This is a genomic window from Fluviispira sanaruensis (assembly GCF_004295685.1).
Classification (GTDB): domain Bacteria; phylum Bdellovibrionota_B; class Oligoflexia; order Silvanigrellales; family Silvanigrellaceae; genus Silvanigrella; species Silvanigrella sanaruensis.
In genome coordinates this window covers 665,958-691,905 of the sequence record NZ_AP019368.1, presented here as the reverse complement: position 1 = coordinate 691,905, position 25,948 = coordinate 665,958, and the positions used below count along the sequence as shown (strand labels likewise).

20 protein-coding genes, 1 pseudogene and 1 riboswitch are annotated in these 25,948 nt (G+C 33.4%); of the genes and pseudogenes, 10 read left to right on the top strand and 11 right to left on the bottom strand.

The window, feature by feature from the left end:
• Positions 1-9: 9 nt before the first annotated feature.
• The 4 genes from ffh (at position 10) to EZS29_RS03005 (ending at position 4,956) form a co-directional block, all read left to right on the top strand.
• Positions 10-1,611, top strand: coding sequence for a signal recognition particle protein (ffh, locus tag EZS29_RS03020; RefSeq protein ID WP_130606396.1), 1,602 nt, complete (start codon positions 10-12; stop codon positions 1,609-1,611).
• Between the two features lie 31 nt (positions 1,612-1,642).
• Positions 1,643-3,178 (top strand): tRNA (N6-isopentenyl adenosine(37)-C2)-methylthiotransferase MiaB, encoded by a 1,536-nt coding sequence (gene miaB / locus EZS29_RS03015; protein WP_130606394.1) that lies wholly within the window; start codon positions 1,643-1,645, stop codon positions 3,176-3,178.
• Positions 3,179-3,337: 159 nt separating this feature from the next.
• Positions 3,338-4,141 carry a substrate-binding periplasmic protein gene (locus tag EZS29_RS03010; protein WP_130606391.1) on the top strand — a complete coding sequence of 268 codons (804 nt, stop codon included), beginning with the start codon at positions 3,338-3,340 and terminating at the stop codon, positions 4,139-4,141.
• Between the two features lie 23 nt (positions 4,142-4,164).
• Positions 4,165-4,956 carry a substrate-binding periplasmic protein gene (locus tag EZS29_RS03005; protein WP_130606389.1) on the top strand — a complete coding sequence of 264 codons (792 nt, stop codon included), beginning with the start codon at positions 4,165-4,167 and terminating at the stop codon, positions 4,954-4,956.
• Here the strand turns inward: EZS29_RS03005 and EZS29_RS03000 are convergent.
• Positions 4,953-6,971 carry a hypothetical protein gene (locus tag EZS29_RS03000; protein WP_130606387.1) on the bottom strand — a complete coding sequence of 673 codons (2,019 nt, stop codon included), beginning with the start codon at positions 6,969-6,971 and terminating at the stop codon, positions 4,953-4,955. The two genes, EZS29_RS03005 and EZS29_RS03000, sit on opposite strands and share 4 nt — an antisense overlap.
• 244 nt (positions 6,972-7,215) lie before the next feature.
• Here EZS29_RS03000 and EZS29_RS02995 point away from each other — a divergent pair, with 244 nt between their 5' ends.
• A complete protein-coding gene (locus tag EZS29_RS02995) occupies positions 7,216-8,913 on the top strand; it encodes a hypothetical protein (protein ID WP_130606384.1) in 1,698 nt (565 codons plus the stop codon).
• Between the two features lie 47 nt (positions 8,914-8,960).
• On the opposite strand, the pseudogene EZS29_RS16310 reads toward EZS29_RS02995, so the two are convergent.
• From EZS29_RS16310 to EZS29_RS02970, 5 genes and pseudogenes are all read right to left on the bottom strand, one after another.
• Positions 8,961-9,068 (bottom strand): annotated as a pseudogene (locus EZS29_RS16310) (phosphodiester glycosidase family protein); the annotation flags it as partial.
• Between the two features lie 115 nt (positions 9,069-9,183).
• The gene (locus tag EZS29_RS02985) at positions 9,184-9,393 is read right to left on the bottom strand and encodes a hypothetical protein (RefSeq protein ID WP_130606382.1); all 210 of its coding nucleotides are present in this window, start codon (positions 9,391-9,393) and stop codon (positions 9,184-9,186) included.
• A gap of 368 nt (positions 9,394-9,761) precedes the next feature.
• The gene (locus EZS29_RS02980; protein WP_172603745.1) at positions 9,762-10,916 is read right to left on the bottom strand and encodes a multidrug effflux MFS transporter; all 1,155 of its coding nucleotides are present in this window, start codon (positions 10,914-10,916) and stop codon (positions 9,762-9,764) included.
• 41 nt (positions 10,917-10,957) lie between these two features.
• Positions 10,958-11,779 carry a leucine-rich repeat domain-containing protein gene (locus EZS29_RS02975; RefSeq protein WP_172603744.1) on the bottom strand — a complete coding sequence of 274 codons (822 nt, stop codon included), beginning with the start codon at positions 11,777-11,779 and terminating at the stop codon, positions 10,958-10,960.
• A 22-nt stretch (positions 11,780-11,801) separates the two neighbouring features.
• Complete coding sequence (locus EZS29_RS02970) at positions 11,802-12,584, bottom strand: transporter substrate-binding domain-containing protein (protein WP_130606376.1); 783 nt, start codon at positions 12,582-12,584, stop codon at positions 11,802-11,804.
• A 393-nt stretch (positions 12,585-12,977) separates the two neighbouring features.
• On the opposite strand from EZS29_RS02970, the gene EZS29_RS02965 reads away from it, so the two are divergent.
• Positions 12,978-14,039, top strand: a complete 1,062-nt coding sequence (locus EZS29_RS02965) for a threonine aldolase family protein (protein ID WP_130606374.1) — start codon at positions 12,978-12,980, stop codon at positions 14,037-14,039.
• 55 nt (positions 14,040-14,094) lie between these two features.
• Here EZS29_RS02965 and EZS29_RS02960 read toward each other — a convergent pair whose 3' ends face one another.
• From EZS29_RS02960 to EZS29_RS02945, 4 genes are all read right to left on the bottom strand, one after another.
• Entirely contained in the window at positions 14,095-14,622 is a 528-nt protein-coding gene (locus EZS29_RS02960; protein ID WP_130606372.1) for a GNAT family N-acetyltransferase, read from the bottom strand.
• A 73-nt stretch (positions 14,623-14,695) separates the two neighbouring features.
• A complete protein-coding gene (gene rlmM / locus EZS29_RS02955; RefSeq protein WP_130606370.1) occupies positions 14,696-15,790 on the bottom strand; it encodes a 23S rRNA (cytidine(2498)-2'-O)-methyltransferase RlmM in 1,095 nt (364 codons plus the stop codon).
• Between the two features lie 140 nt (positions 15,791-15,930).
• Complete coding sequence (locus EZS29_RS02950; protein WP_130606368.1) at positions 15,931-17,145, bottom strand: hypothetical protein; 1,215 nt, start codon at positions 17,143-17,145, stop codon at positions 15,931-15,933.
• 1 nt (position 17,146) lies between these two features.
• The gene (locus tag EZS29_RS02945) at positions 17,147-19,378 is read right to left on the bottom strand and encodes a TonB-dependent receptor plug domain-containing protein (RefSeq protein WP_130606366.1); all 2,232 of its coding nucleotides are present in this window, start codon (positions 19,376-19,378) and stop codon (positions 17,147-17,149) included.
• A gap of 57 nt (positions 19,379-19,435) precedes the next feature.
• Positions 19,436-19,635, bottom strand: a riboswitch (cobalamin riboswitch).
• Between the two features lie 336 nt (positions 19,636-19,971).
• Here EZS29_RS02945 and EZS29_RS02940 point away from each other — a divergent pair.
• On the top strand, positions 19,972-21,138 hold the full coding sequence (locus tag EZS29_RS02940; protein ID WP_130606364.1) for a hypothetical protein: 1,167 nt from the start codon (positions 19,972-19,974) through the stop codon (positions 21,136-21,138).
• 267 nt (positions 21,139-21,405) lie between these two features.
• Positions 21,406-22,554, top strand: coding sequence for a questin oxidase family protein (locus EZS29_RS02935; RefSeq protein ID WP_130606362.1), 1,149 nt, complete (start codon positions 21,406-21,408; stop codon positions 22,552-22,554).
• A gap of 88 nt (positions 22,555-22,642) precedes the next feature.
• On the opposite strand, the gene EZS29_RS02930 is transcribed toward EZS29_RS02935, so the two are convergent.
• Positions 22,643-22,876 carry a hypothetical protein gene (locus EZS29_RS02930; protein WP_130606360.1) on the bottom strand — a complete coding sequence of 78 codons (234 nt, stop codon included), beginning with the start codon at positions 22,874-22,876 and terminating at the stop codon, positions 22,643-22,645.
• A 258-nt stretch (positions 22,877-23,134) separates the two neighbouring features.
• Here EZS29_RS02930 and EZS29_RS02925 point away from each other — a divergent pair, with 258 nt between their 5' ends.
• Together EZS29_RS02925 and EZS29_RS02920 are read left to right on the top strand one after the other, a co-directional pair.
• Positions 23,135-24,703 (top strand): aminotransferase-like domain-containing protein, encoded by a 1,569-nt coding sequence (locus EZS29_RS02925; protein ID WP_172603743.1) that lies wholly within the window; start codon positions 23,135-23,137, stop codon positions 24,701-24,703.
• Positions 24,700-25,911: a coproporphyrinogen-III oxidase family protein gene (locus EZS29_RS02920; protein ID WP_130606356.1), complete on the top strand. Its 1,212-nt coding sequence runs from the start codon at positions 24,700-24,702 to the stop codon at positions 25,909-25,911. Before EZS29_RS02925 ends, EZS29_RS02920 begins: the two co-directional genes overlap by 4 nt.
• Positions 25,912-25,948: the final 37 nt, after the last annotated feature.

The window sequence follows — 25,948 nt, the reverse complement described above, 5'->3', positions numbered from 1 at the left end:
GTTACAAAAATGTTTGACTTAGTCACCCAAGGATTTAAAGACGCATCTCTCAAGCTTAAGGGGCAAACCCGCTTGACTGATGAAAATATATCGCCAGCGCTTGATGCAATTAAAAGATCGCTTCTCGATGCTGATGTCGATCTTAAAGTAACTAAACAATTTCTCGAAAACGTCCGCGGAAAAGCCCTCGATGAAGTCGTTCAACTCAAGGCAAAGTCAGGTCAAAAGGTCTCAGCTGGAGATCATTTTATAAAGACTTGTCATGACGAACTCGTTGACTTTTTAGGCGGTAATCAAACAGAAATTATTAAAAACACCAAAGGGCCAACAGTTATATTGCTCGTTGGCCTACAGGGCGCAGGAAAAACGACCCATGCAGCGAAATTAGCTAAGCTATTAGCAGAGCGTCACAAAATGAGACCGCTGCTTGTTGCCGCCGATGTCTACCGCCCAGCAGCCCGCGATCAGTTGAAAATATTAGGGGATAAAATCAATGTCCCCGTCTTTTCCTTAGATACCAATGATGCGGTTGAAATTGCAGAAAAAGGAATTGAATTTGCCCGCAGCGAATGGCTAGATCTTGTCATTATCGATACCGCAGGACGCCTTGCAATCGATAACAATCTCATGACTGAACTCGAATCCATAAAAGCGAAAGTCAATCCGCAAAATATCCTTCTCGTGATTGACTCTATGATTGGACAAGATGCCGTACGCACAGCTTCATCGTTCGATCAACGCCTCAATTTATCGGGAGTTATTTTAACTAAATTAGATGGTGATACCCGCGGCGGAGCAGCTCTTTCTGTAAAGAAAGTCACCGGTAAAAACATCTTATTTGTCGGTACAGGCGAATCCCTCGAAAAACTCGAAGAGTTCCGTCCAGACGGTATGGCAGGCCGTATCCTAGGCATGGGCGATGTCGTCGGTTTGATGGACGATTTTGGCAAAGCTATTGACGTTGAAAAAGCCGAAAAAAGTGCAAATCGCATGATGGAAGGTCATTTCGACTTCAATGACTTTCTTGAAATGATAGGGACAATTGGAAAAATGGGTCCTATTAAAGACATAATTGCCAAAACCCCTCTTGCTGGACAAATTTCCGAGAAGGATATGGACAAAGTCAAAGATAAAGATCTGACTCGTAAAGGTGCAATTGTTCAATCGATGACTGTACAAGAACGTGAAACCCCAGATCTTCTCCTTATACAAAAATCACAATCAGCACGCGGTCGTATTGCCCGTATTGCCAAAGGCTCTGCGCACAGTGAAAAAGAAGTAAAAGATCTCGTCGATCAGTTCATGCAAATGCGACAAATGATGCAGATGATGAGCGGTATGGGGCTCGGTGGAGGGGGAATACTCTCTAAAATTCCAGGGCTTGGACAGCTAAATCAAATGGCAAATATGGCGAAAATGGCAAAGATGATGGGTGGCGGCGGTATGCCTGGTGGAGGCATGGGCGGATTGGCAAATATGTTTGGTGGCGGTGGCTCGCCTTCTATGCCCGGCGGAATGGGCGGTGGACTGAGCTCAGCCGATCTTGCGGAAATCAACCGGATGAAGAAAAGAAAAAAAGAAGAAAAATTAAAAAAACAAAAGAAACGTTAATTTTGCTTTGTTACTTTAAATAGGATCAATCATGTTTGGAATTAAAAATAAAATTACATTAGATACCTCCATAGCTAGCGGACCTGAAGCATTGTTTGCTAAATATATGCACAAACCGCAAGTCAATTATCCAAATGTTGGTGAAAAAAATGAGACCTATTTAAAGAAAGTATATATGCAAACTTGGGGTTGCCAAATGAATGTTGCCGATTCTGAGCGCATGCTTGGACTTCTTGGTACGTTAAATTATAGGCCAACTGAAAACCTAAATGATGCAGATTTTATTCTTTTAAATACTTGCCATATTCGTGAAAAAGCACGGCATAAAGTGGTCAGTCGTCTCGGCGAAATCAAACCTTTAAAAGAAGCGAATCCTAATATTATTATTGCTGTAGCAGGATGTGTGGCTCAAGCAGAGTCACAAGCCCTTGCCAAAGAAGTTCCTTATATTGATATGATCTTTGGTCCCGATCAAATTGAAGAATTGCCTCAATTAATTGAAAAAATAATTAAAAAAAACGATCTTGAATGCAAAACTGAAGAAACATATACAACACATAAGCACAAACCTTATGTGTTAACTAAATTTGATAATAAAGAGCAAGGCTATTCCATTCCAATCGATGTAATTCCTCCTTATTATGATGAAAACAAAAATGAAGTCACTCGTTACGTTAACATTATAAAAGGTTGTAATAACTTTTGTACATTCTGTGTTGTACCATATACGCGCGGGAGAGAAAAAAGCCGTCCTGAAAATGAAATTATAGATGAAATTAATTTCCTTGTTAAAAAAGGAGTTAAAGAAATTATTTTGCTAGGGCAAAATGTAAATTCTTACGGACTTGACCTTATTGGTGCTGCAGATGTTCATTCATCAAATGGAAAACTCCCATTTGCGGATTTATTACACACTGTCAGCAATATTCCTGAAGTAGAGCGTATTCGTTTTACAACTTCAAACCCACACGACTTTACTCCGCAGCTTGCCGATGCCTTTGCAAAATTACCTAAAGTAACAAATTCTTTTCACCTAGCTGTTCAATCAGGCAGTGATCGCATTCTTGACAGGATGAATCGCCAATATACCCGGGCCGAATATTTTGAACGCGTACAATGGATCCGCAATGTACGCCCTGAAATTGCTTTTAGCACAGATATTATTGTTGGTTTTCCCGGTGAAACAGATGAAGATTTTGCAAACACACTCAGTCTCGTAAAAGAAATGCAATATGCTTTTATTTATGCTTTTAAATACTCAATTCGTAAAGGGACTCCTGCCACACGCTTTAAAGATCAAGTTCCGGAAGATGTTAAGGACAGACGTCTGCAAATCTTACTTGATCTCCAAAAGAAAGAAACGGAAAGACAAAATCTTGGAGAAATTGGTAAAGTTCGAGATGTTCTCATTCTTTATAAAAATCGAAAAGATGAAAACACTTGGTATGGCCGCTCTAACGAAGGACGCTTGGTAAAAGTACATTCTCCGAGAAATATTATGGGATTGATTCTACCCGTGAAAATTACTGCTGCCAATCTCACCGCACTTGAAGGGCACTTGGCATAATTACAAAACTTTTAATAGAGTCAAAAAAAGATCATATCATCACAGGTATGATCTTTTTTTGTTTCTTATCTTCGCATTTGTGCAAGATTAAATTAAAATCATTTATAAGAAACATGATAGAAAGAAAATTTCGTATTAAATTTGAGTAGGATTTTCTTTATGATTCATTTCTCAATTTTAAAATTTACCACAATACTATATTTTTTAATACAAACGAACATATGTTATTCGACAGAGCTCAAAAAAGTAACTATCTGTTGGGAAGACGGCTTAAAACCTCCCTATCTAATGCTCAAGAATGGCAATTCTAAAGGGACAGATTCTATAACGGGCGTAGCAGTTGAGACAATCCAAAAAATTTTTAAGAAAAATAATATAAAAACCGAAAATGTTCTTCTTCCCTGGAAAAGGTGTCTGGCAGAAATACAAAATGGGAATATCGATGTCGTTCCCAATGCTTCAATCAATCCAGAGAGACAGGCGTATGCCTTTTTCACTGAAGAACCGCTTTATTCAACAAATATGGTTTTATTTTATGTAAAAAAACGTTTCAAGAAAAAACCTATTATTAATAAATTAGAGGATTTTAAAAATTATACTGTTGGAGGATATTTAGGTTTTAATTACAAATATTTTGAAAATAAAGTGATTATGGATTCAGGCTCCACAAATAGAGAATTATTATTTCAAAAACTGCAAATAGGCCGATTTGATTTTGCGATTGAGCAACTTGAAGTTGTAAATTTCATAGCAAGTAAAGGATTAATCAGTTTAAATGACCTTGCTTATATCCCAAACGTAGTTATGCCAAAACAAAATTATTTTGTAATGATCAGTAAAAAGACTGGAAATGCAAATTTGATAAAAAAAATCTTAGACACTGGTATTACTGAGTCACAAAAACACAATATCATTAATCAATTACTTAATAAGTTCAATAAAGATGCAAAAAATAAACCTTAAAATCAAAAAAGGATAAATGAGTAATGAAAAAAATAATATTTTATTCTATCTTTTTAATCTTTCATTTTAATCTTTTTGCGGACGTTATTAAAGTCACTGCAGTTGAGTATTGCCCTTATATTTGCATTCCAGAAAAAAACAAAGGTCTTAAGGGACTAAATAATGATGTTTTAATTGAAATATATAAAAAATTCGGCCATAAGTTGACATTTGAATACATGCCCTGGCAAAGAGCAGTGAATGAACTGGAACGAGGAAGTTATGATTTAACTCCAATCATAGAGGCTAACCAATATAGTAAAATCACTCTTTCAAATAATGTTTTTATAAAGTACAAAATAAGCTGCTTTACCCGAAAAAACACTCCGTGGAGTTTCAACGGACTAAAATCAATAGGGAATCTTCGACTCGGAGTTCAGAATGGCTTTGACTATTCCAGTATAAATCCTGAATTTGACAAATATATTAAAAACGAGACAGAGAAAAAAAGCGGTAAAGTATCTATTATTTCTGGCGAAGACGCTACTGAAAAAATTATTAAGATGATCTTAGCGGATAGATTAGATTTCATTTGTGACAACGAAGGCGTCATAATGCATTTTATCAAGAACAAAAAATTACAAAAAAATTTGAAACAAGCCGGAGTTTTAAATTTAGATATAAATTACGTTGGATTTTCAATGAAAAGTAAAAAAGCGGGAGAGTATAAAAAAATATTTGATGATAATATCATAGAATTTAAGAAGAGTGAAATTTATAAAAATCTATTAACCAAATATGGCATCGAGGATCCAGATATAAAAGATAAAAATTAAAAAGAAAAATTCTGAATTTCAGGAAAAATATTTAAACTTTTAAGCTCAGTAAATCTAGATTTTAGCTTTTCATTAAAAATATATATAAATCCACACCCTCCAAAGCTAAAATCCGGATGAAAAGAATTCAACTCGTCTTCTGTATAGCTTGATAAATCAATAACACAGGTTCTTTTTCCTCTATGTATAACTTTTTGAATATCAATCCCAATATTTCGTATTTGGCTAGATACATATAAAAGATTGTGTGAATGACAAAATTGTCGGATGAATTCTGGTTCCCCCAATTTTGCGCGCTCTATAAAAGTATTTTCAAAATCAAATGCAAATAGTTTTACCCACTTTTCAAAGCAAGTTGTTTCGCTATTTAAAAACAAAGCAACAGGAGTTAAGCACCCACGTCCATTCCAAACGCTGCAGTTTTGCGCAATCAAGTTAGGAGCGTGGAGTACAGTATTTACTACCAACGAGTTTTTAATATCTCCTTTGCCAATAAAGCTTGTTTTATAAGGATCAATTTGCTTTGAAATTGTTGTTAAGGTTTCTTCGCTACCAAAAGTTAAAACAAAATCATACTCGTTGAAAGTATGGGCAATTGATTTACCTTGATCGATATAAGTATAAACCTGAGCATAAAGATTGGCAATCAATCGTATGAGATCGTAAGTATATTTTAAAACAACTCCAGAATAATAATCATCTAAACGCAAGCTTGGTACCTTAATAACGATTGACTTCGCCCCACTTTCAGCTGCAATAAGATAAGGATAAACCCAAGCAATTGGAGTATTTGCTGCTGAAATAATAAGAATATCTTTATTCTTATAATTCTTGTCTGTGGGGATACCTTTTTCGATACTGGCAAGAGTCTGTTCTAAATCGTTGATGACAGTGCTATTCCATTCACACATTGTTAATTGGGATATTATTTCATGTAGAACGAACTGCTTATTTTTAAAGTTATTATTTTCTATCAAAAGTTTGTGAGATTTCTTTTCAAAATTGTAAATAGCTCTTAAGTTCAAACTACAACCTTTAAGAGTGGAGTCGGGACCACGACCTATTAGCTTGAATGCATTATGCGCAAAACAATAACCAATATCTTCGGTTATAATGGCTCCATAAGATTCATAATTAACAGAATCTATAAAAGCCAAAAATCCAGTTTCGTTTAATGGTAAAATTGATTTCTGCTCAATTGAAACTGCAAATGGTTGTAAAGTTTCATTGCATTGAAATGACCCATCATGAATTTTTTGACTCGACCAAGCCTGAGAGCCTAGCTCACACATGCCATATTCAGAAAAGATGTCTAGAGTCTCGGTTTTATAAAAACTCTTTAGAATGGCTAAGCCTTCTTCGAGAGTAAATGCCTGCGTTCTGCCTTTGGTTCCACCTGTATCTATGATCGATAGCTTAAGGCGGGAGAATTCAACTTGCATACGCTCTTTCAATTCAGAGTTTGACAGGTGAGCAAGCATAAAATGATGAAAAGAAGTGCCAAAAATAACGCATGCAGAGTGGGTTTGAATATCTTTTAAACATTTTACAATATTTTCTAAAGACTCCTCAAGATCACACCATAGGATATTGAGCCCTTTCCTTTCAAACATACTTATCATTGCAGAAAGAGAACTATTCGGCCAATCTTTTACAGATGGTACAAGAGATACAATCGGCGTGTTTTTATTTAAATTGTTTCGCTCTAAAAAAGACAAAAAACCTTCACAGGTATTTTGCTCATAATCAATCAATGCTTTATGTGAAAAGATATGTTGTGAAGGCTTATTGCCTGTACTCCCGCTCGAGTTAAATATTTTAAAATTATTTGAATTTTCATGCGAATATTGCTCATGTAAGATAAAATCTCTAAAACAGCGGATAGGCAAAAAAGAAACTTTTTCACCAGACTGCGGAAACTGAAGATCGACAAAAAAATGTTTTATTACAGGAATTTTCTGGATAAGGTTTTGTTTTTGTCTTTTTAAAACTTCAAGTTGAGCAGACACATTCACTGAGAATCCCCTTCATAATAAAAAATAGATAAATTAAATACATTATATATAAAAAAGAAGCAACATTTTTCAGATTTAATTCTGATTTATAAATATGTTTTATATAAAGCGACCAATATATAAGTAATTTATATTAAAATAAAACTTTGTTTATTATTAATACAATTCTGGACACATGGCAAATAATAATTTTAAATAGAGCAAGCGTCAAACTTGAATTTAAATATTGAAAGGAATTATAGCGATGCAGCTGCTTAAAAAGCTTTATATTCCCGTTTGCATGTTTCTGCCACTATCCCTTTTAGCAAAAGAGCAAACACAAATAAAAAAAATAGGGGAAATAAGAGCATCAAATACTGATAACTCGACCCCTGGAAACGGTATGATAAAAGTTTTTGGCATGCCTATGTCGTTTAATTGCTTTAAAAACAATAAAGATCCCAAAAATATAAAATTCGGAAATTTATCAGGACAAATTAATTTCTCAAGATCTGTTTCACTGAAAGATCTCTCTTCCGTACTTAATATTTCTGCTGGAGCTGAGATTTCTTACGCATCGTTTTCAGCAACTGCAAATGCAAGTTATTTAAAAGATGTTACTGACTCACGTTACACAGACAATTTTACATTTATTCAAACTTACTCCGCAGATGCAAATTATGATCTACCCGATGACTACGGTACCGATCTATTAAATCAGACTGCTGCAAAAGCGCTTGCGCAACAAAAATTTATTGAAATATGTGGAGATTCATTTATAATAAATAGTAAGGCTGGCGCTAGTTTAATCACAACTGTAACGCTAAATTTCAATTCTGCTCAAGATAAAACAGAGTTTGATACAAATTTTAAGGCAAGTATATCTGGAATTGCAAGCATAACTCAAGCATTTAAGAGTGCCGTTTCCCAAAAAGGAATATCCGCAACCTTAACTGTGAGAGCCATACAAAATGGCGGCGACCCAAGAAAGCTTGCACATATATTTGGTAAGCCTAGTGAAGCAGGATATCCCATTAACAATTGCAGCAAAGACAATATTCAAGCCTGCAATCAAATCATCGATAGTATTATTTCTTATGCACAGGGAGACTTCCAGAGCGGAATCGATATCAACAATCAAAACAGTTTATATTATTTTAACCCAGCTATCGAAAAGTATTCTTCCTACGGGATAAATGATGGGACAAAACCTTTAACTCCTGAAACAAAAAACGCCATTGATTATCTTAATAATCAATATCATCAGGACTTAGAAAATAAAATCTATTTAACCAAATTTTATGAAAATGTAATTTCTGACAAACAATTACAAATTTTTGTTCCTATGTCGCTCAGAGGAGATATAAAAACTTTAATTTCAAAATATGAAAAACTGATGGATTACAGTACAAAAAGCTTAAGTAATTGCTTTAATGGAGATGCTAATGAAAAATGCCTCTCTTTTGTTGAAGGAGTGAAAATAGCTCACCAGAATTTTGCAAACGAAGGAAATCTAAGAAAAGTTTATTCAATTAAAAGCATAATTCAAGCAGAAAATATGGGGAATGATAAATTCTTATTTATCCCAGCAAGCATATATAACACTGTTCCAACTCAACCCTATGACTTTGGTTTTGATCCTGCCAAAGAAAAAATTTCAGGGGAATATTTTGTTAAAAGCGCAATTTTAAATGCTCTTTGCACTATAAATTTCAATCCAAATATTCCCGGTTTTTTAAGTGCACTTGATAATAAATACCAGGTTGAACCAAAACCAACTCAAATTATTTGTAATCAACAAAGTTTTCAATCTATAGCCCTTAGTAAAGAGTTAAATATGATTGGTCGCGTATTTAATTTTAATTATTTTCATCCTAATCTATGTGCCTTTGATGATCCGATATCAAGGCACTGGATAAAGAGCATAAATATGTTCAATAATTTTGAACATAATCCAATATAAATAAAAACTTAATTAAAGTTTAATATATAATTTAACAACAATAACATCTAAAAATAAAGCGCGGAAGAGCCGCTTCCATCTAAATTAATTGCATTCTCGCAGCCTTTTTGGTGTAATATTTCTGCCCAAGTCTGAATGGAAGCACCATGTTTTCCTTTTCTGTCACATCTCTTTCACCCAATGTCACAAATAGAATATTACAATTTTTAAGTTGGCACATAGCGCTGCGTGCAAATTTTTGCACAAAGAAATATTTATTTGGAAAAGAACTTAATATTTTTCAATAATATTCCACCCCACCGCACTGTGCCAAGATGTATTCGTACCATACCAAGTATTGTTTATTTTTAAAGTTTTTTTGGGCAATGCATAATATGAAAATCTATTTGAATTTAAATTATTCGTTTGTAAATACTTATTTAGTAGAGAATGACTCTGTTCATTAAATATTTTAATAAAACCACCATTAATAGCAAACATGGCATTTTCACTTTTTGCCGCAACAGAAACTTTTTAGCTACGTGAAAAATCATACTCAGAACGAACGATTGATATGGAGCGTTTGTAAGGATTCACTTCGGCAGACAAAATGAAATATTTATTTCCATTTTGCTGTTCCACTTCTGACAAAATATGCAATCCATTTTGTTCTGAAAAATAAAGTTTAGAAAAACTATTATTTGTATTAGATTCAGATTCAGCGCAAAAAGTAATAATTATTAAAAAATTTGTGAAATTATAAATTTATTTACGATAGATTGCGAAAATTTATATAATTACACATATATTTTTTCTTTCCCAGCGTTAATTAATATACTATATTAAAAATAAATTTTTTTATAAAACTGTTAAATTCTTGAAGGTAAATAATACATAACTTTCATAGCGATATAAGTTATAATTCCAACCATTGCATAAGTATATGCAATTTCACGAATGGATGTGATGACAAGATAACCTGTAAATATTGTGACAAGTCCTGAAAATGTATATGAGATAACTCCATAATTTGAACTGACTGTCCCAGCTAAATTTTTAAATGGAGCAAACATAATCGAAACTAAATAGGGATATAGAATACCTGAAGCGAATGCGACCATGCAAGATGAAAGCATAAATAAAAAAATGGAAAGTGGAAAAATAAACGAAAGAAGAACCATTAATATTCCCATTATGAGCAAAAGGGTTGAAATCAAATGAATGATTTTTTGCCCTTCAAAATACTTTATCACAAAACGGCTCGCAAATGCACCTAACATATATACAAGGCCAACTAATAAAGCCATTTGTCCATAAAAAACCTCACTTTTACCCATAATATCTTGAATAAGAAAGGGGCCCATCATGGTAAATGAAAAGATCCCTAAATTTGTTGCAGCCACAATTATAGTTGAACATAAAAAATCTTTATTCTTCACAACTTTAAGAGAATTAATGAGAATTTTCTTAATATTTAAGTTTTGCGGCGATGTGTTCGTCTCTTGCATGAATAAAAGAATAACGATACAGGAAATAAAACCATAAATACTTAGGGCAATAAAAGGCAAACGCCATCCGCCAAATTTATCGAGATAAGCACCAATGACAGGAGCAATAATGGGTGAAACGCCCCAAACCAATCCGACCCATGCTGTCGCTTTCATAAGCTCAACGCCTGTATACAAGTCAACTGAAACTGCTTTTGAGAGCACAGCAATAGAGGCAGAGGAAAAGCCTTGAATAAATCGAGCAAGTATTAAAAATTCTATACTTTCTGCAAATACGCACATAATACTACTGATAGTGAATATAATCATACCATACAGCAGTGCTTTTTTGCGACCAAACCTATCTGAAATAGGTCCATAAAAAAATTGCCCCAAGCCAAGAGAAATTAAAAATAATGAAACCGTTTTTTGCACTGCACTTGAATCTGTAGAAAGAGATGTAACGATTTTGGGCAAAGATGGGGAGTATATATCTATTGAGACTTGTGAAATGGGAACTAAAAAGAGAATAACCAAAAAAATAATCCTATGATTAATGACTTTGTTCCCATGCATATTTATTCAATCCTTAATGATCTCGGAAATAAATCGTAGTCATCATCATAAAGAGGATTTCCTGATAAACCCAGTTCAAACAAATTCCTCAGTTCTTTGAGACATTTTATATTTCTAATCTTATTTTTGCGCAAATCAAGTTTTGTCAGACTAATTAAATATTGCAAGGGTTCGACGTTGTTAATTTGGTTCTCAGCCAGGCTCAAAGTATTTAAATTTTTAACTTTTTCAACAGAACTCACATCCTCAATCATGTTCTTATTCGCAGAGAAAAACTTCAGATGTGACATTAATTTAATAAAAGAAATATCTGAAATATCATTTTCTGAAACATTCAAACTCACTAATTTTTCTATTTTTGCGACTTCATCAATCTTCCGCAATTTATTCTTCTTTAAAGAAAGAAGTTTAAGGTTTGTGAATTTTTCAATACCAATTAAACTCGTTATATTATTTTCTTCGAGAATAAGCTCTTCTATATTTTCAAGGGGAAATAAAAATGAAAATTCATTAAGCCCTACTCCCTTAAATGAGATTCTTTGGAGAGAGCTTAAAAATAATATATCATTTACATTTGTAATACTTTGGTAATCTAAATTTAAAGAAGTCAAATGGGGCATGAATTTAAAAAAAGATGAATCCATTAAATTTTTTTTTGTTTCAGGAAAAGAACTCAAATCAAGTGCTTTTAAACTTTGCAAAATACCTTCCGCATCGGAGGGGTTCTTAGTACGAGCTATGCGAAACAAATTTTTTATTGCAAATTCTTGCTCATTCGATTGAGGCGGTTGAGAAAGATATTCATAAAAATGAGTTGTAGTCATAGATTTCTCCAAAAAAGCAGAATCAGTTAAAGTAGACCTTTTTGATTTTCTCATATTGTCCATTTTTATCAATCATCTCTAAAAAATTATTAAACTTCTCAATGAGTGCAACATCATTTTTTCTTGCTGCTATTGCAAGATCTCCTTCCTGCTGCGAGTCAAGGGTATAAAATTTAATATTCATTTCTTTCGAAGCTTGTTCGATAAAAACATTATCATCGACAAAGACATGCGCTCTCTTTTGCTTGAGAGCATCGACTTCAGCACTTTCGCTATCAAATTGTAAATGATTTGCATTTTTAATTGTTTTTCTTAAGTACAAGGTTGCTGCTGAACCGGTGTGTGAGGCGATTTTAATACCGCTTTTATCAATATCTGAAAAGTTTTTAAATTTGACCCTATTCTCAGCAGTGTCTAAAAATGCTGCAGTGATTTTCACTTTAAAAACAGGTTTTGAAAAAAGAACAGCTTTGGCTCTCTTTTCGGTAACAGTCAAACCCGAAGCAATCAGATCACATTTATTTGTCATCAATGCCGGGATAAGACCATCAAGAGTTGTATCGAGCATTGTTAACTTTACTGAATGTAACTCAGCAAATTTCCGCATAATATCTACATCAAAACCTTTCCATTCACCTAATTTATCTTTCATTTCAAATGGAATGAAACCCGCTTGAGAACAAACTCGAATTTCTCCTTTTTTTTGAATATTTAAAAAACTATTGTCTTTTTTTTCATCCGCAAAAGATACTCCGCACATAGAAAGTGAGATGAGGACAGTAGCTAATTTTTTACATAATTTCATAAGATTTCATCCTTTTATAAAATAAAAAATAAAATATTTAGCAATTTATTTTTTAAACATTTAATACTTTTTTGTATATACAGTTTCAGACTTAAAAAAGAAACAGATATTAAAAGACTTTATTTATAATTCAATCAAATTTTAACAGAAAGTATTTTAATGATGGAAAGAATGATGAGCAGAAGAAGGATGGCAGGATGGCAACGCACGATTTGCAATTAATCTTGAAAACTTTTCGACTATGCTAATATTTAGAGTGAAATTCATGAGGGAATTCCTATAAAAGAGTTTCCTTTACATATGATTTGTGCTTAAGATGCCCAAACCAAAAATGAAGCTAGCAAATTTGACTTCACTTTGGCAAGCGGCTTCTTTATATATTAGGGTTTTTTCATGCAAGAATACAAAATTACGCAATTTGCGAGTGATAATTACGTTGGAGCTCATCCTGAAATCATTAAAATTATTAATGAATCCATGCTTGTGACTGAGCTTCCATATGGAAAAGACACATACTCAGTCCATGCAAAAGAAGAGTTTAGACGTATCTTTCAAACCGAATGTGAAGTTTATTTCTTTGCCACTGGAACCGCCTCAAATGTCGTTGCTTTACAGGCTGCACTCAGGTCTATAGATGGCGTTTTGTGCTCGGATATTGCCCATATTGCCCAAGATGAATGCGGAGCTTTTGAAAACTTTACAGGTGCAAAACTCTTTACTATTCAGAATGATAATGGAAAAATAAGTTTAGACAGTCTTAAAAAATACTTTAATTCCATACATCCGATCCGCCACAATTATCCTAAGATTGTTTCTTTAACTCAGGTAACAGAATATGGCACTGTTTACACCACCGAAGAGTTAAAAGAAATTTGTGACTTTGCCCATGCTAAATCCATGATTGTCCATATGGATGGAGCACGCTTAGCCAATGCTGCAGCTGCCTTAAATAAATCCCTAAAAGAATTAACTGCTGATGTTGGTATCGATATCCTTTCTTTTGGTGCGACAAAAAATGGTGCCCTGCTTGCAGAAGCGGTTATTATTTTTAATAAATCCCTTATTAAAGACTTTGAATATATTCATAAGCAATCTATGCAACTCTTCTCAAAAATGCGCTTTATTCCTGCGCAATTTTTAGCATATTTAAAAAATGATCTCTGGCTGGAATGCGCAAAGAATTCAAATAACATGGCAAAGAAAATTGTTAATGAAATTCAAGAAATAAAAAGCTTAAGAATTTGTTACCCAGTCGATGCTAATGAAATATTTATTGAATTACCAACATCCATGAAAGATGAATTCGCTAAAAAATATTATTTCTATGTCTTTGCTGAAGATTTAATGGAAAAAACTTCACTCATTCGTTTGGTTACTTCCTTTAATACCAATTCTGATGACGTTGAAGCACTTATTTCTGAATTAAAGAAAGCTGAAATTCATTATTTAAAATAATTATTACCGGCCCGTTAAAATTATTTAAACGGGTTTAATTCGGAGATTTAATATATTAATAGCTTTGCAGCTCATACACATTGTGATCGACAAAGTGATCATACAGCCATTCAGCATCCTTCACTTCCTCAACTTTTGTAAATCCTAAGCGCAAAGGAATTGCATTGCTCTTATGGTTTTGTTTTGCACAGCAGATGATAAACTTTTTTAAATTTAATTCCGCCATACCATATTGGATAAATGTTTTACAAGCGGCTGACATAATCCCTTGTCCCATATGACTTTCAACGAGCCAATAACCTATTTTAGTTGTATTTTTTTCTAAATGAATCTCATTAAAAGAGATTAGGCCGACCAAGGTATTTTCATAAAAAATAGCGAGAGTTAATGATTTCTTGTCCCCGTAATCCTGCATACATTTTTTAATAAATTGTTCGCTGTCAGATGTTGAATTTGAATGGTTAAGCCAAGGAAGCCACTGTTTTAAATAACTGCGATTTTTCTCGATAATATCTGCAAGATCTTTCGCTAAATTGAAATTTAAATGATCGAAATATATACTTTCATTCACTCGCAAAAACATAAAAACCCCTTTGCAAAATTCTTTTATTTAAAGCAAAGTGACATATTTTATTTTTTCTAGCAAATAAAATTTCTTACTTTCTTTTAAGTTTTAACCAAACTGTGACTTCGTCACGGTCATGATACAACTGGCGGCTCTTCAGCTCGTAAGCAATACCCTCTTGATCAAGTTCGCAGCGAATTTTTTCAAGGCATGCCGTGACTTCTTGGTACTTCTTTTTCATAGGTAATTTTAAATTAAAAATAAATTCATTGGCTAATTTTAAAGTAGCCCATTCAATCATCAAGTCAGTTACCTTAGAAGGTCGCTCGACCATATCGCAGACAAGCCAATCAACAGGTTTTTTCGTTCTAAATTTAAAGCCATCTTCTTTAAGATGTTCTACTAGCCCTGTTCTCATCAGCTTTGAATCCATTTCGCCATTGTCGATTGCGAAAACATAAATATTTCTACGGACAAACTGATAAGTCCAGCCACCTGGGCAAGCTCCTAAGTCAACAGCTGTCATTCCTGCTTTCAATCGTTCTTCCCGATCATTTTCGTTGATAAAAGCAAAGAAGGCCTCCTCCAGTTTCAGAGTTGAACGACTGGGGGCATCGGCTGGAAATTTAAGGCGAGGTATACCCATAAACCATTGAGAGGCCTTTTTCGGCGCACAAAGTGCAATATAGCATGATTGTCCTGTTAAAAAAAGCAAATGTAAGCGAAGAGCTCTCTGCATTTTGTCGCCAATCACATATCCATTTTTGCGCAACTCCGAGAGCATGGGACTCGTAAATTTCTTACAAAAAGTTAAAACTTCTTTATGCACTTCAACATCAAGAGCCTCAACAAAAAGATCATCTAAATACTTTTTACCTGCTAAAACAGAAGAAAAATTTTCTTCAAAAGCCTGTAGGATAGGCACAGTTCTGCCTTTATCTGGCAGATTGCTCATAAGTTCAGATGCCAATAAGATTTGTCTGACAAAAATAAAATCGCGAATCTGAATGTCATTCCAAAGAGCCATCAACTCCTCTCGACTGTGTGCCTGAAATAACACGTGTGCAGTATTTTGTTTAGCTTTAACAAAGCCTTGTACATTCTTAGCGGCTGTGTAGGCCATGATTTCCGCAGCGCAGTCATTCTCAACACCTGCACGACAGTAAAAAAGGAGAGATAAAGACATTGTTTAAACTTTCATATTTTAAATAAAACCCACGTCCTGCACGATGGCAGATATCCGTGCTCAGGATTACCTGCTTTTAAGCACCCTTAGCAAGCAAAATCGGCTGCACGCAGGGATTTAAAATATCTCTGCACAAAGGATCAGTTCAATACTTTGGCAAAGCCAGAAAAACTTCCTTTTACCTTCACGTCGATTAATTCTGGGTCCGTTCCATACATATCTTTTGCGAGGACAAATTTATCTTTTTCGCATTCAACAGTTTTACACACACCGTTCTCACACTCCTTGCCCTTAAGGTGACAGCTATATAAATATGAATTGTATTTTTTATTATAAATAACGTGACCAGCAACATTTTTAGTGGGTGAAATTGCTTCTGTTTCGATGTTATACCAGTAGGAGTTTTTAACAACTTGCCAAGCGCTATATTCTGTAATTAAAACACTTTTCTTGTCTGCAGAAATACCATTAAGAGAAATCATATAGCTTTCTGCAGAATTATACTGTTGTGTAAGAATTTTTTTCTCTGCCTGATCTGAAAGTTTTGGAATGTTAAAATCAATCTCATTAGCATTAATTAAGACAAAGGACGGAATTTTTTTGTTAGCTCCATAATCAGGATTGCATGATACTAATAGTTTACTATTATTTTCGATTCTTTGCATAGAAAATGCATTAAAACAATGCTGCATGGACCATGATTTTTCCACAGCATTTAACTCTTCGTTTAATAAGTATATTTTTGGTTTTTTATCTTCTTTTCCTATATCATTATCGTCATAAGAACCGCCAGATACGATAAACACACGTTCTCTAGCAATCAAAATTGAAGTTATATTTTTATCGGTTGAAGCAACATCTTCAGTCCCCCGTTCAAGTCCTTTGATAAAAGTAGCTCGAATTTCTTCATTTAACTTCAAATCGGTTTTAATTATTTTTTGATCATCATAACCAATCCCTAGTAGTTTTCCATTATGGAGAATAATATCTCGATTATTCATAGGGAAATTAACATTTTCATTTTGCCGATAAATGCTTGTATAATTTGTCACCCGCGTGTTAAACTTCTGAGAAAATTTTTCCACATGATAAAAATGCTCTAAGTTTCCAGCTCCATCGTTTATTTGATAAGCTTCTGTATCGGAGGAAGCATCTATGTGCCGCAATATTTTAAATTTTTTTGTCATCAAATCAATTGAGTAAAGTTCATTAAATTTAGCAGTATAATCATAACTCGTAAAAAAAACTTGATCCGAAGTCAAATTTATAGTGGGAACAACATTTTGTTTTTTCGTACCACAGCCAATAGCTAAATTAAAAGATAACATGAGCATTAAAAATGAATATCTTTTCATACTAAAATTCTCCCGAAAGAGTTAAATAAATACGCCGACCAGGGGGAGGATAACCAAGATAACCATTTGACTGAACACTTTGCACTGAACCAGAAGAACTTGTTAAGGTTGCAAATGACTCATTGGCTAAATTATAAATATCAAAGGAAAGAGATAATTTTTGCGCAGATAAATAATTATAAAAAGAAAAAGCCAAACCAGAGTTATAAATAGGCGGTATATCCATCTGACTGCCATTGGTGTAATCCAAATAAAAAGAACTCTGCCAATTAACATTTGCATAAACACCCAATTGCGTTTCATAATTAAAAATCGACCCAAGTGGAATATTTTCAACTGCAGTTGCGGTATTTACAGAATGGATTGCAGAACGAGGAACGTCGGTTTCTTCGCCATTATAAAGCATTTTTGCAAGCAAATATTGATAGGAAAAACCAATATTCCAGTAACGAGTTAAGTTCGTGTCTAGATTTAAAAAGAATCCATTGCGCGAACTGTCTTCAATATTATTGTATTGAAAAAAAATTTGGGAAACAGGAATAAGAAAAATAAGATCGCTATCTTTTGCATAAAAATAACCAAACTCGCCCAATGGAAAATTAAATCCCGTTTCTATTTTCTGACTGCTTTCTGCTATGAGATTGACATTGGGTATAACTCCCTCTGGTGAGCCATATATTTCAGATAAATAAGGTCTTCTTTGTGACTTAACATAACGAATATATTGAACGGTATTAAAAATTTTATTTTGCAAGGAAAAAGTATACCCCACAGTAGGCTTTTCACGCTCTGTGTTTTCATATGATGATATATTACTTATACTTGGATAATTTGAATTCATATTCACATTGGAATTTGCCATTGAGATCCATGTATTGGCATTGACTGACAGAGTCCAATTTCTATGCATTGGAAAAATAACCGCTTCAAACAAACCTGGACGAATTTCAGCGCGCTCAACCTGCACATGACTATTCATGGAAGAAGCAGAGTTCGGCACGGTCGTATTTGTTGATTGAGTCGCATAAATAATATCTAAACTCAGACCTGTCTGCTCTTGGCTGATAAGACTTGAGGGTAAAATAAAATAAGTTTTTGCTTGCAAAGAAGTATTAGATGAAGACTCAGCCTGAGCAACGTAATTTGTGGTAGAATTAAAACTTTTATTTTCACTTGTATTGTAAAGGAAACCAATTTGGCTATTCCACAGCAAACCATTTTCAGCGAAAAATTTTTCAGTGCGGAGCAAACCTAAAAATATATTGCGCTCAAGTCTTTGTATACCCGCTTGACTGCCAACAGGAGCGGGTACGCCTTTATTCTGCAAGCCAAAAATAAAATCATAATTTATTTTGCCAAATAAATCATGATAACTCGTAAAGCCTAAACCACCGCTTGTTTTTGAAAAATCATTATTTTGTAGTTTTTCATAAGTTCCAACATCTGCATTTAAATTAGAATTTCTATTGTTAAATACTGAGTAATTTTCTTGGCTGGTTGTATAATCGAGCGTCGAATATATTTCACTCTTCTGCCCAAGCTTAAGTGAATGTGAGGTGGATACTTCTTTATAACCAAAAGAACCTATACGTGTTTCAAGTTTGTATAAATTGTTAATATTACTTTTCCCATAAAAAAAACAATCTAGCCTACGACATGCTTGAACATTGATATCTCCTGCAATGCCCATTGAACTGAGCCAAAAAGGTGGAGAGTCGGGATAAACATTCAATCGACCAATAAAGGTAACAGGCAATAAATTTAAATTCTGTTCCCCACTGCCAGCCCCTGTTAAAACAAATCCATTGAAATAGTAAGTCGGTTCAAAAGCACGTGCACCGCGTAAGCGAACCCTGAGTGCTCCTGCTTCTCCACCAAAGTGTTCCACCTGTGCAGTTGTTACTTTATCAACGAGGTCAGAAATAGATTTAGGAACTGCAGCACTGCCAGGCACGATTTGCGACGAAACATTTTCTTGATTGACATTTAATTGCGCAGGATTTTCAACAGACTCCTGCGCAATTTGATTTTTTTTCTGTGCTTCGGATAATATTTCCGTTTTGTCACTTTCAGGAATGACAGGGATCACTATTGAGCTTTGCTTATTTTCAAGAGTATCAGAGATAGCTTTTGGATTTTGTGAACTTTCAAAAGCAGAAGGATGCGGAATTGAATTTTGCGCCAAAACAGCAAATGACAAAGTGCAACAATATACACTTATTATTTTGAACATAACTTTATTCTTTTTTACAGTAAGATCCCCTCGGATCTTGATCTATAAGCACCTACATTGAGTGCATGATGGCAGGTCTTCGGACTTAAAAGCACACATATACGTTCTATATGATTCCTAATCTCTGCAGCTTCCCAGATATCCAGTGCTATAACGCAGATTTCGTTCTTTCATACCGCTGCGGGACAGTTTTAGATTCGCACTAAATTCCCTTTTCATTTATGTAACTTTAAAATATTTGCAAAAATAATATTAAAGTTCTTAAAACCATCAACAGTTGAAAACTGTCATGCCTCACCCCAATTGTCAATCAAGCCCAGGAGAAACTTATGTATTCATAATTGAATACATAAAAATTCATATTTATGGGCGCCTTTTAAAAAGTGAAATACATTTTTTTAAATTTTTAAACCCATTTTATTCTAAGTTAACAACCTTAAATTCTATTTGTTAAGTTATGGTACGTTTTTTGCTTATATTTTTTTTGAATCTACATAATTCGTTTTTTATGATGTATAATGTAGATTCAATAAAAAAATAAATTTTTATTTTATTTATAATTATTATTAAAATCTTAAAAAGGAGATCTTTTTATGCTTCGTCTCAAAAATTTTGACCTCCTACAAAAAAAAATGTTTAAAGACTTCTTGCTAAGGAAAAATTATTTTAAAGATGAAGTTTTTGCTTATAATGAAGCCGATCTTTCACCAATATATGACCGTGATTTATTTTTAAATCGTCTCTATAATCTTAAGAAAAAAAATATTTTGAACCCACTACAAAAAGATGCAGAACAAGAATATATTATTAACAATATGGTCAAAGGCGCTTTACTAGAAGCTTATTATATTGCACGACAATTTAGACTATCGATAGTCATACGTCCAACAATTTGCAGTGCTTTTTGGGCCAACGAGGTTGGTCATCCCACAAAGCCCAGAGAAATAAAAAATAAAACCTGCAAATATGAGGATACTCTTCTCAATCCAAAAATTCTTCCTTTAGATATTGGCGCTGTAGTGCACTATAAACCTTTTGCTGATGAAAGAATTAAGTTTGGTTTTGAAATTAAATCACTCGCAGAATTTAAGAAATCATTCCTCCCGCTCAAAGAGGAAATTTGGGATAATACTTTAAAAAAAATAAAACAAAAGCATTTTATAGACAATCAACTTGCAGTGAAATTAAAAAACACTTTTGAGAGTAGAACTTATGAGTTTTTTGAAGAAGATCGAGAATATAAGACAAAATATAAAGATATTGTTCTCGTCAAAGAACCATTCTTATATTTAAAAATAGTTCCAAATAAAAAAATATACGGAGATCATGACCTCTTTTGCTTTGCTGATTATAATGGAGAAAAACCACTTATCACAGAAAATAAAAATTTGTACGAGAGGCTGCGAAAATCAAAAAGATTTCAAGCTCAACATGGAGGTATATTTTATTGGGAAGTTAAAAGTGATTTCGAAAATGGCATAAAAACAAAAATTATGGCCGCGCATACTGAATTTCCAAATTTAGACATTCAAAACGTAAGCACACAAAATATACAAAACAAAACAGCAGGTACGGAACCACTCATTGTAATCACTCCAGAGTATATAAAAGCAGCTTTTTTTCAAGATCATGTGGACAGAAGACAAGCAAAATTAGTGAGTGTCTGGGATATAAAAAATAACTCAGCATGGTTAAAAACCACATGGAGCGGTGAGAGATATTTATTGATGAAAGCTGACTATAATAATAATTTAGCATAAAACTTACCCTAAAAATTCAGATAATATAAAGTAAATTTTTTGAAAATATATTAATTATATAATAAAAATTGACAGTAAAATTTTTTTATATAATTTTGGAACTATGAAAAGTTGTAGCAATAAATTAATTTGTTTCGTATCTAGCAAAAAATGATGCCTATAAAGAAACACAGTCAAAAATTAAGAATATAAGAGCTTTAATTTTTGTTCTAGATAGCTATTGAATATTTATGATAATCAATTCTAATTTTTAGAAAGGTTTCTAACATGCAACAAAATAAAGAAATAGAAGAACTGCTAAATGACAGGACATATTATATTGAGTATTCCAGATATGCAACGAATCATGCCAAACATGCAGTCATTGCCCTCTCAGGTTTAGGGGCAGATACAGAAATTATTAAAGCATACCTTAAAGCGTACATAACTAAGACTGATCTCGTTTCTGAGACATCTAAACCTTCTCTTTATTCTATTTCAGAAAATAATTGGAAAGATTTTTTCGGCCAGCGCACGAGCTATTCTTCCTATTTTAACTTTTTTGACCAACAAGAAAAAGAATTGGGCAGAGAGCAATTATTAAAAAAATATCTGCCGGAATTACTGCCAGGTTGGGCAGGCTCCTTAGCCCATGCAACCATTCACCTGGGGTGGGGTCTGAGCGTAAACAATCGCTGTATGAAGATTGAAGGTCTTGCGTATATGGCTTTTTCTTTTATCTCATGTCGGCCAGAATGTCTTTTTGCCAAACAAAGCCAACTCCTGAAAGATGAATCCGTCATAAAATCCATATTGCGAATAGCAGAAAAATGGGAAAGCAATTATGATGAACTTCATAATTGGGCAGAAAATTTAATTTCTGATAAATCTTCCCGTGCAGCGCAAAAAATTCATCCAGACCTAGATAAATCTTTGCAATATAGAATTGTAAGAATATTAAATGAGGGACATCCCCTAATCTATCAAGAACCTGATTGGATTATGCGGCAAGAAATATCTTTAACTTGGGAGCAGCTTTATTATGCAATGACAATTGTTTACTTAGCAAAGCCAGGTGATTTTGTCATTCTCCATCTGCTCACTTCATTGTATGCAATGGAAAAAATTGCTAATGAACTAACACTGGAATATCAATTTTTTGCCATTAAAAACTACTGGGTAGGAATGCTCTGTATTTTATTTTCTAAAGCCGATTTTCCCAAACGAAAGGATTTAGTAGATTTACATGCAATTTATGAAAATTCATACGATACAGCATGGGAAAATTTAGAAAATACAAAATGGAGTGAAACCATAGCAAGGGCACTTAAAGAAAGTGAAGAGCACAATCCCAAGTTAGTTTATCTTATGCAGAATTTATGGAAAAGAACAGGTTATCGCACAATTTATCGCAATGCAGCCAAATGCTATACTTAATGAAACTCAGGCAAAAAAAAACCACCTAGACAGACCTAAGTGGAGCGGAGTGAGAAATTTAAATCAGAAAATAAATTTTTATAGTAATCTATTTCAAAAATTTAATGACTCTTCTAACAGCACCATTAAAATCTATATTTTTTAATTTAGCTTTGGATGCTTTATTTAGTTTTGGACTTTCGACAATAATATTTTGCTCCATTTTATTGTCCAAACGAGCCTGTCCGTCATTCACCCCTTCAATACGCTCCCATTGAGACGTATCGTTCACTCGCGATTTTAGGTAAACTGAGTGTATATCAAAAATATTTCTTTCTTTCATTTTCTTCTCCTCCTAAAATATCTTTATACCAATAATTAAGAGTCAATTTTGTTTCATTCTTTGGCGACACTTAATCATAAAGATAGAATAAATTTATTTGCAGAAAAGAGTTAGATACACCTCAATCAAAGAATCTCAAACTGTACCGATGACTTTATTGCAACTGTACTGGTCAGATATTTACAAAAATGCTACAAGGTGCAAGTTATAATAGAACGCTCATTATAATTATCCTTAGAAAATATGGAGTTTAAGGTGATGGTCGGTTTTCAAAAAATTCAAATTGATCGCAATAGGAAGCTGTCATTTTCTGACCAAATAGCCGAACAATACGAAGTAGCAATAAAGAGCGGTACACTTCTTATTGGTACAAAATTGCCTAGTATTAGAGATTTGTCACTTCAATTAAATATAAATAAAATCGGCGTGATTTCTGCTTATGAGAAATTATGTGATTCAGGCTATATCACTGCAAAGCGTGGAAGCGGTTATTTTGTCAGTTATAAAGTGAAAAGAAACTATAAGAGCGAGCAAAAAAGTTTAAATGATTTTTTTGAAAGTAAGAATTTAAATAATTCAAATGAGCGCTTTTCTTTTGTGGAAAAAGAAAATGTTTTAGATCAAACAATCTCATTGGCTCAATTACAAATACAAGAATGTCTCCCAAAAATATTGCCCTTTTCCAACTCAACGAATGAAAATATAACGTATTTAGGAAATGGTGAACCACCTAAAAACCTAACTGTAATGGAAGATTTAAGAGCTATTTCCCGGGTTATTCTGTCAAGTTCACACACTGCAATATTTTCCTATTCATCTATTCAGGGACTCACAAACTTAAGGGAAGCATTGACATTTGAGCTTGAACAGATTGGTATGCCTGTTTTAAATTCTGCACAAATTCTCATTTCAAATGGTGCATTGCATGCTTTAAATATTGTCTTAGACACATATTTAACTGCGGGTGACAGCATTGCCATAGAAGTACCTAATTTTGCTTTACTTTTTCCAGTATTATCCGCTCGAAGCTTGGATATAATAGAAATTAAAAGAACTCAAATGCAACTTATTTTAGATGAAAACAAAAAAAATGAAATTCGTAGAAAAAAACCTAAAATAATTTTGACCTATACCAATTGCCACAATCCAACAGGCGGAATACTCAGTTCAATTGAAAGACACTCATTATTAAATCTGGCGCAAGAAATAAATGCTATTATTATCGAATTAGATATTTATAAAGGTCTTAATTTCGATGAATTTTTACCTCCTCTTCTCTCCGTTATGGATGGCTTAAAAAAAACAATTTACATTTCAAGTTTTTCAAAAACTTTTGCCCCCGGTATACGGTTAGGATATATAGTAGCCAGTGAAGAAAATATTCAAAAATTTATACTGACAAAATTAAAAACAGATATTTCATCATCTATTTTTGATCAACAACTCCTTTATGAAATGATTATTAGAGGCGTACTCAAGAAACATATTCAAAAATCACGAGATCAATATCGCTCTAAACGAGATACACTTATAGCAATGTTAAAGAAACTTGCTCCGCAAAACTCTCAATGGAGTCATCCAGAAGCAGGAATATTTTTATGGTTTAAATTTCCTGAGGGTGGAGATTTACAAAAAGTACATCAGCGATCACTCGAAAAACAAATATCCATAGCCCCTGGTCATATTTTTTATCCCTATGGAACTCATAGTGATGAAATGCGCATTAATTTTTCAACTCTAGAACCAGTAGAAACCTACAATGCACTTGCAACTGTATTTACAATTTGGAAAAATTCTTCACAAAGAAAGTGGTTATTAAAAAAATGATTTCTCTTCCCAAGCAAAAATCAAGGATTGGTATTTACCTGCATATTCCATTTTGTCCTCATATTTGTCCCTATTGTGATTTTGTTAAAACATCTAAGTTTACAAAAAAAGATGTCAATGCTTTTTTTTCAGAATTATCTGCTCAACTTGATTTTTTTCTAGAAAAAATACCTCATTCACAAAACAAAGAGTACGCAACTGTTTATTTTGGTGGAGGAACTCCAGGTTTATTTGACGCCTTTTATTATGAACCACTCTTAGATAAAATTCGCGACCGTTACTTTATTGAAGAGACAACCCTCGAGACAAATCCGCTCACGAATATCAAACGGAGATTTTCAGATTATTTATCAGTAGGTTTTGATCGCATAACTCTTGGTGCCCAATCCCTATGCCCAGAAACTTTAAAAATTCTTGGGCGAAAACACAAACGCGATACAGTTCTCAACAATATAGAATGGGCAAGAACAGCTGGATTTGATAATATACAAGTTGACTTAATTTATGGTTTAAAAAAGGAAATTCGCACAATAAATGTTGCTGATGAAATACAGGAGTTAAATGATGCAGGAGCGTCAGGGGTTTCTGCTTATGCTCTTTCTATAGAAAAAAGAACTCTTTTTGCTAATAAAGACTTTGCTTGCGATGAAAATGCTGCATCCGAATATCTATTAATCTTAAATAAGTGCAAATCACTTGGGTTTAAGCAATTAGAAACGAGTAATTTTTCCAAAAAGGAAACATTTCATAATAATATTTATTGGTATGGATTGCCTTATCTTGGAATTGGAACAGGGGCGCATGGACTGTTACCTCCTTCTGAAGAGCATCCATTTGGCATTCGTTACCGGATAGGTGAAGAAAAAATTAAGAGCTATGCTCCTGGAAACGATGAACTTATTTTTTCCCAACAAGAACATAGGATGAAAAATTTTTCCATTCACTCTGAACCACTGCGCACTAAACAAGAATATTTAGAAGAAATGATTTTTACTTTGTTAAGAACTCCGAATGGAATTTCTTTATCATGGTTAGAAAAAGTAACAGAAAATAAAACAATCTCTCAGGAAATTCTTGCAAATGCTAAAATTAAGCGTGGCATAGAAGAGGGTAAAATTATCCTAGAAAATGATTCAATTTTTCTCTTTGATGAAGAAAAAATAAGAGGCGATTTATGGGTGAGTGAATTTATTAGCTTGATAAAATAAACAAATAAAATATAATCTTTATTAGAAATTAAATTTA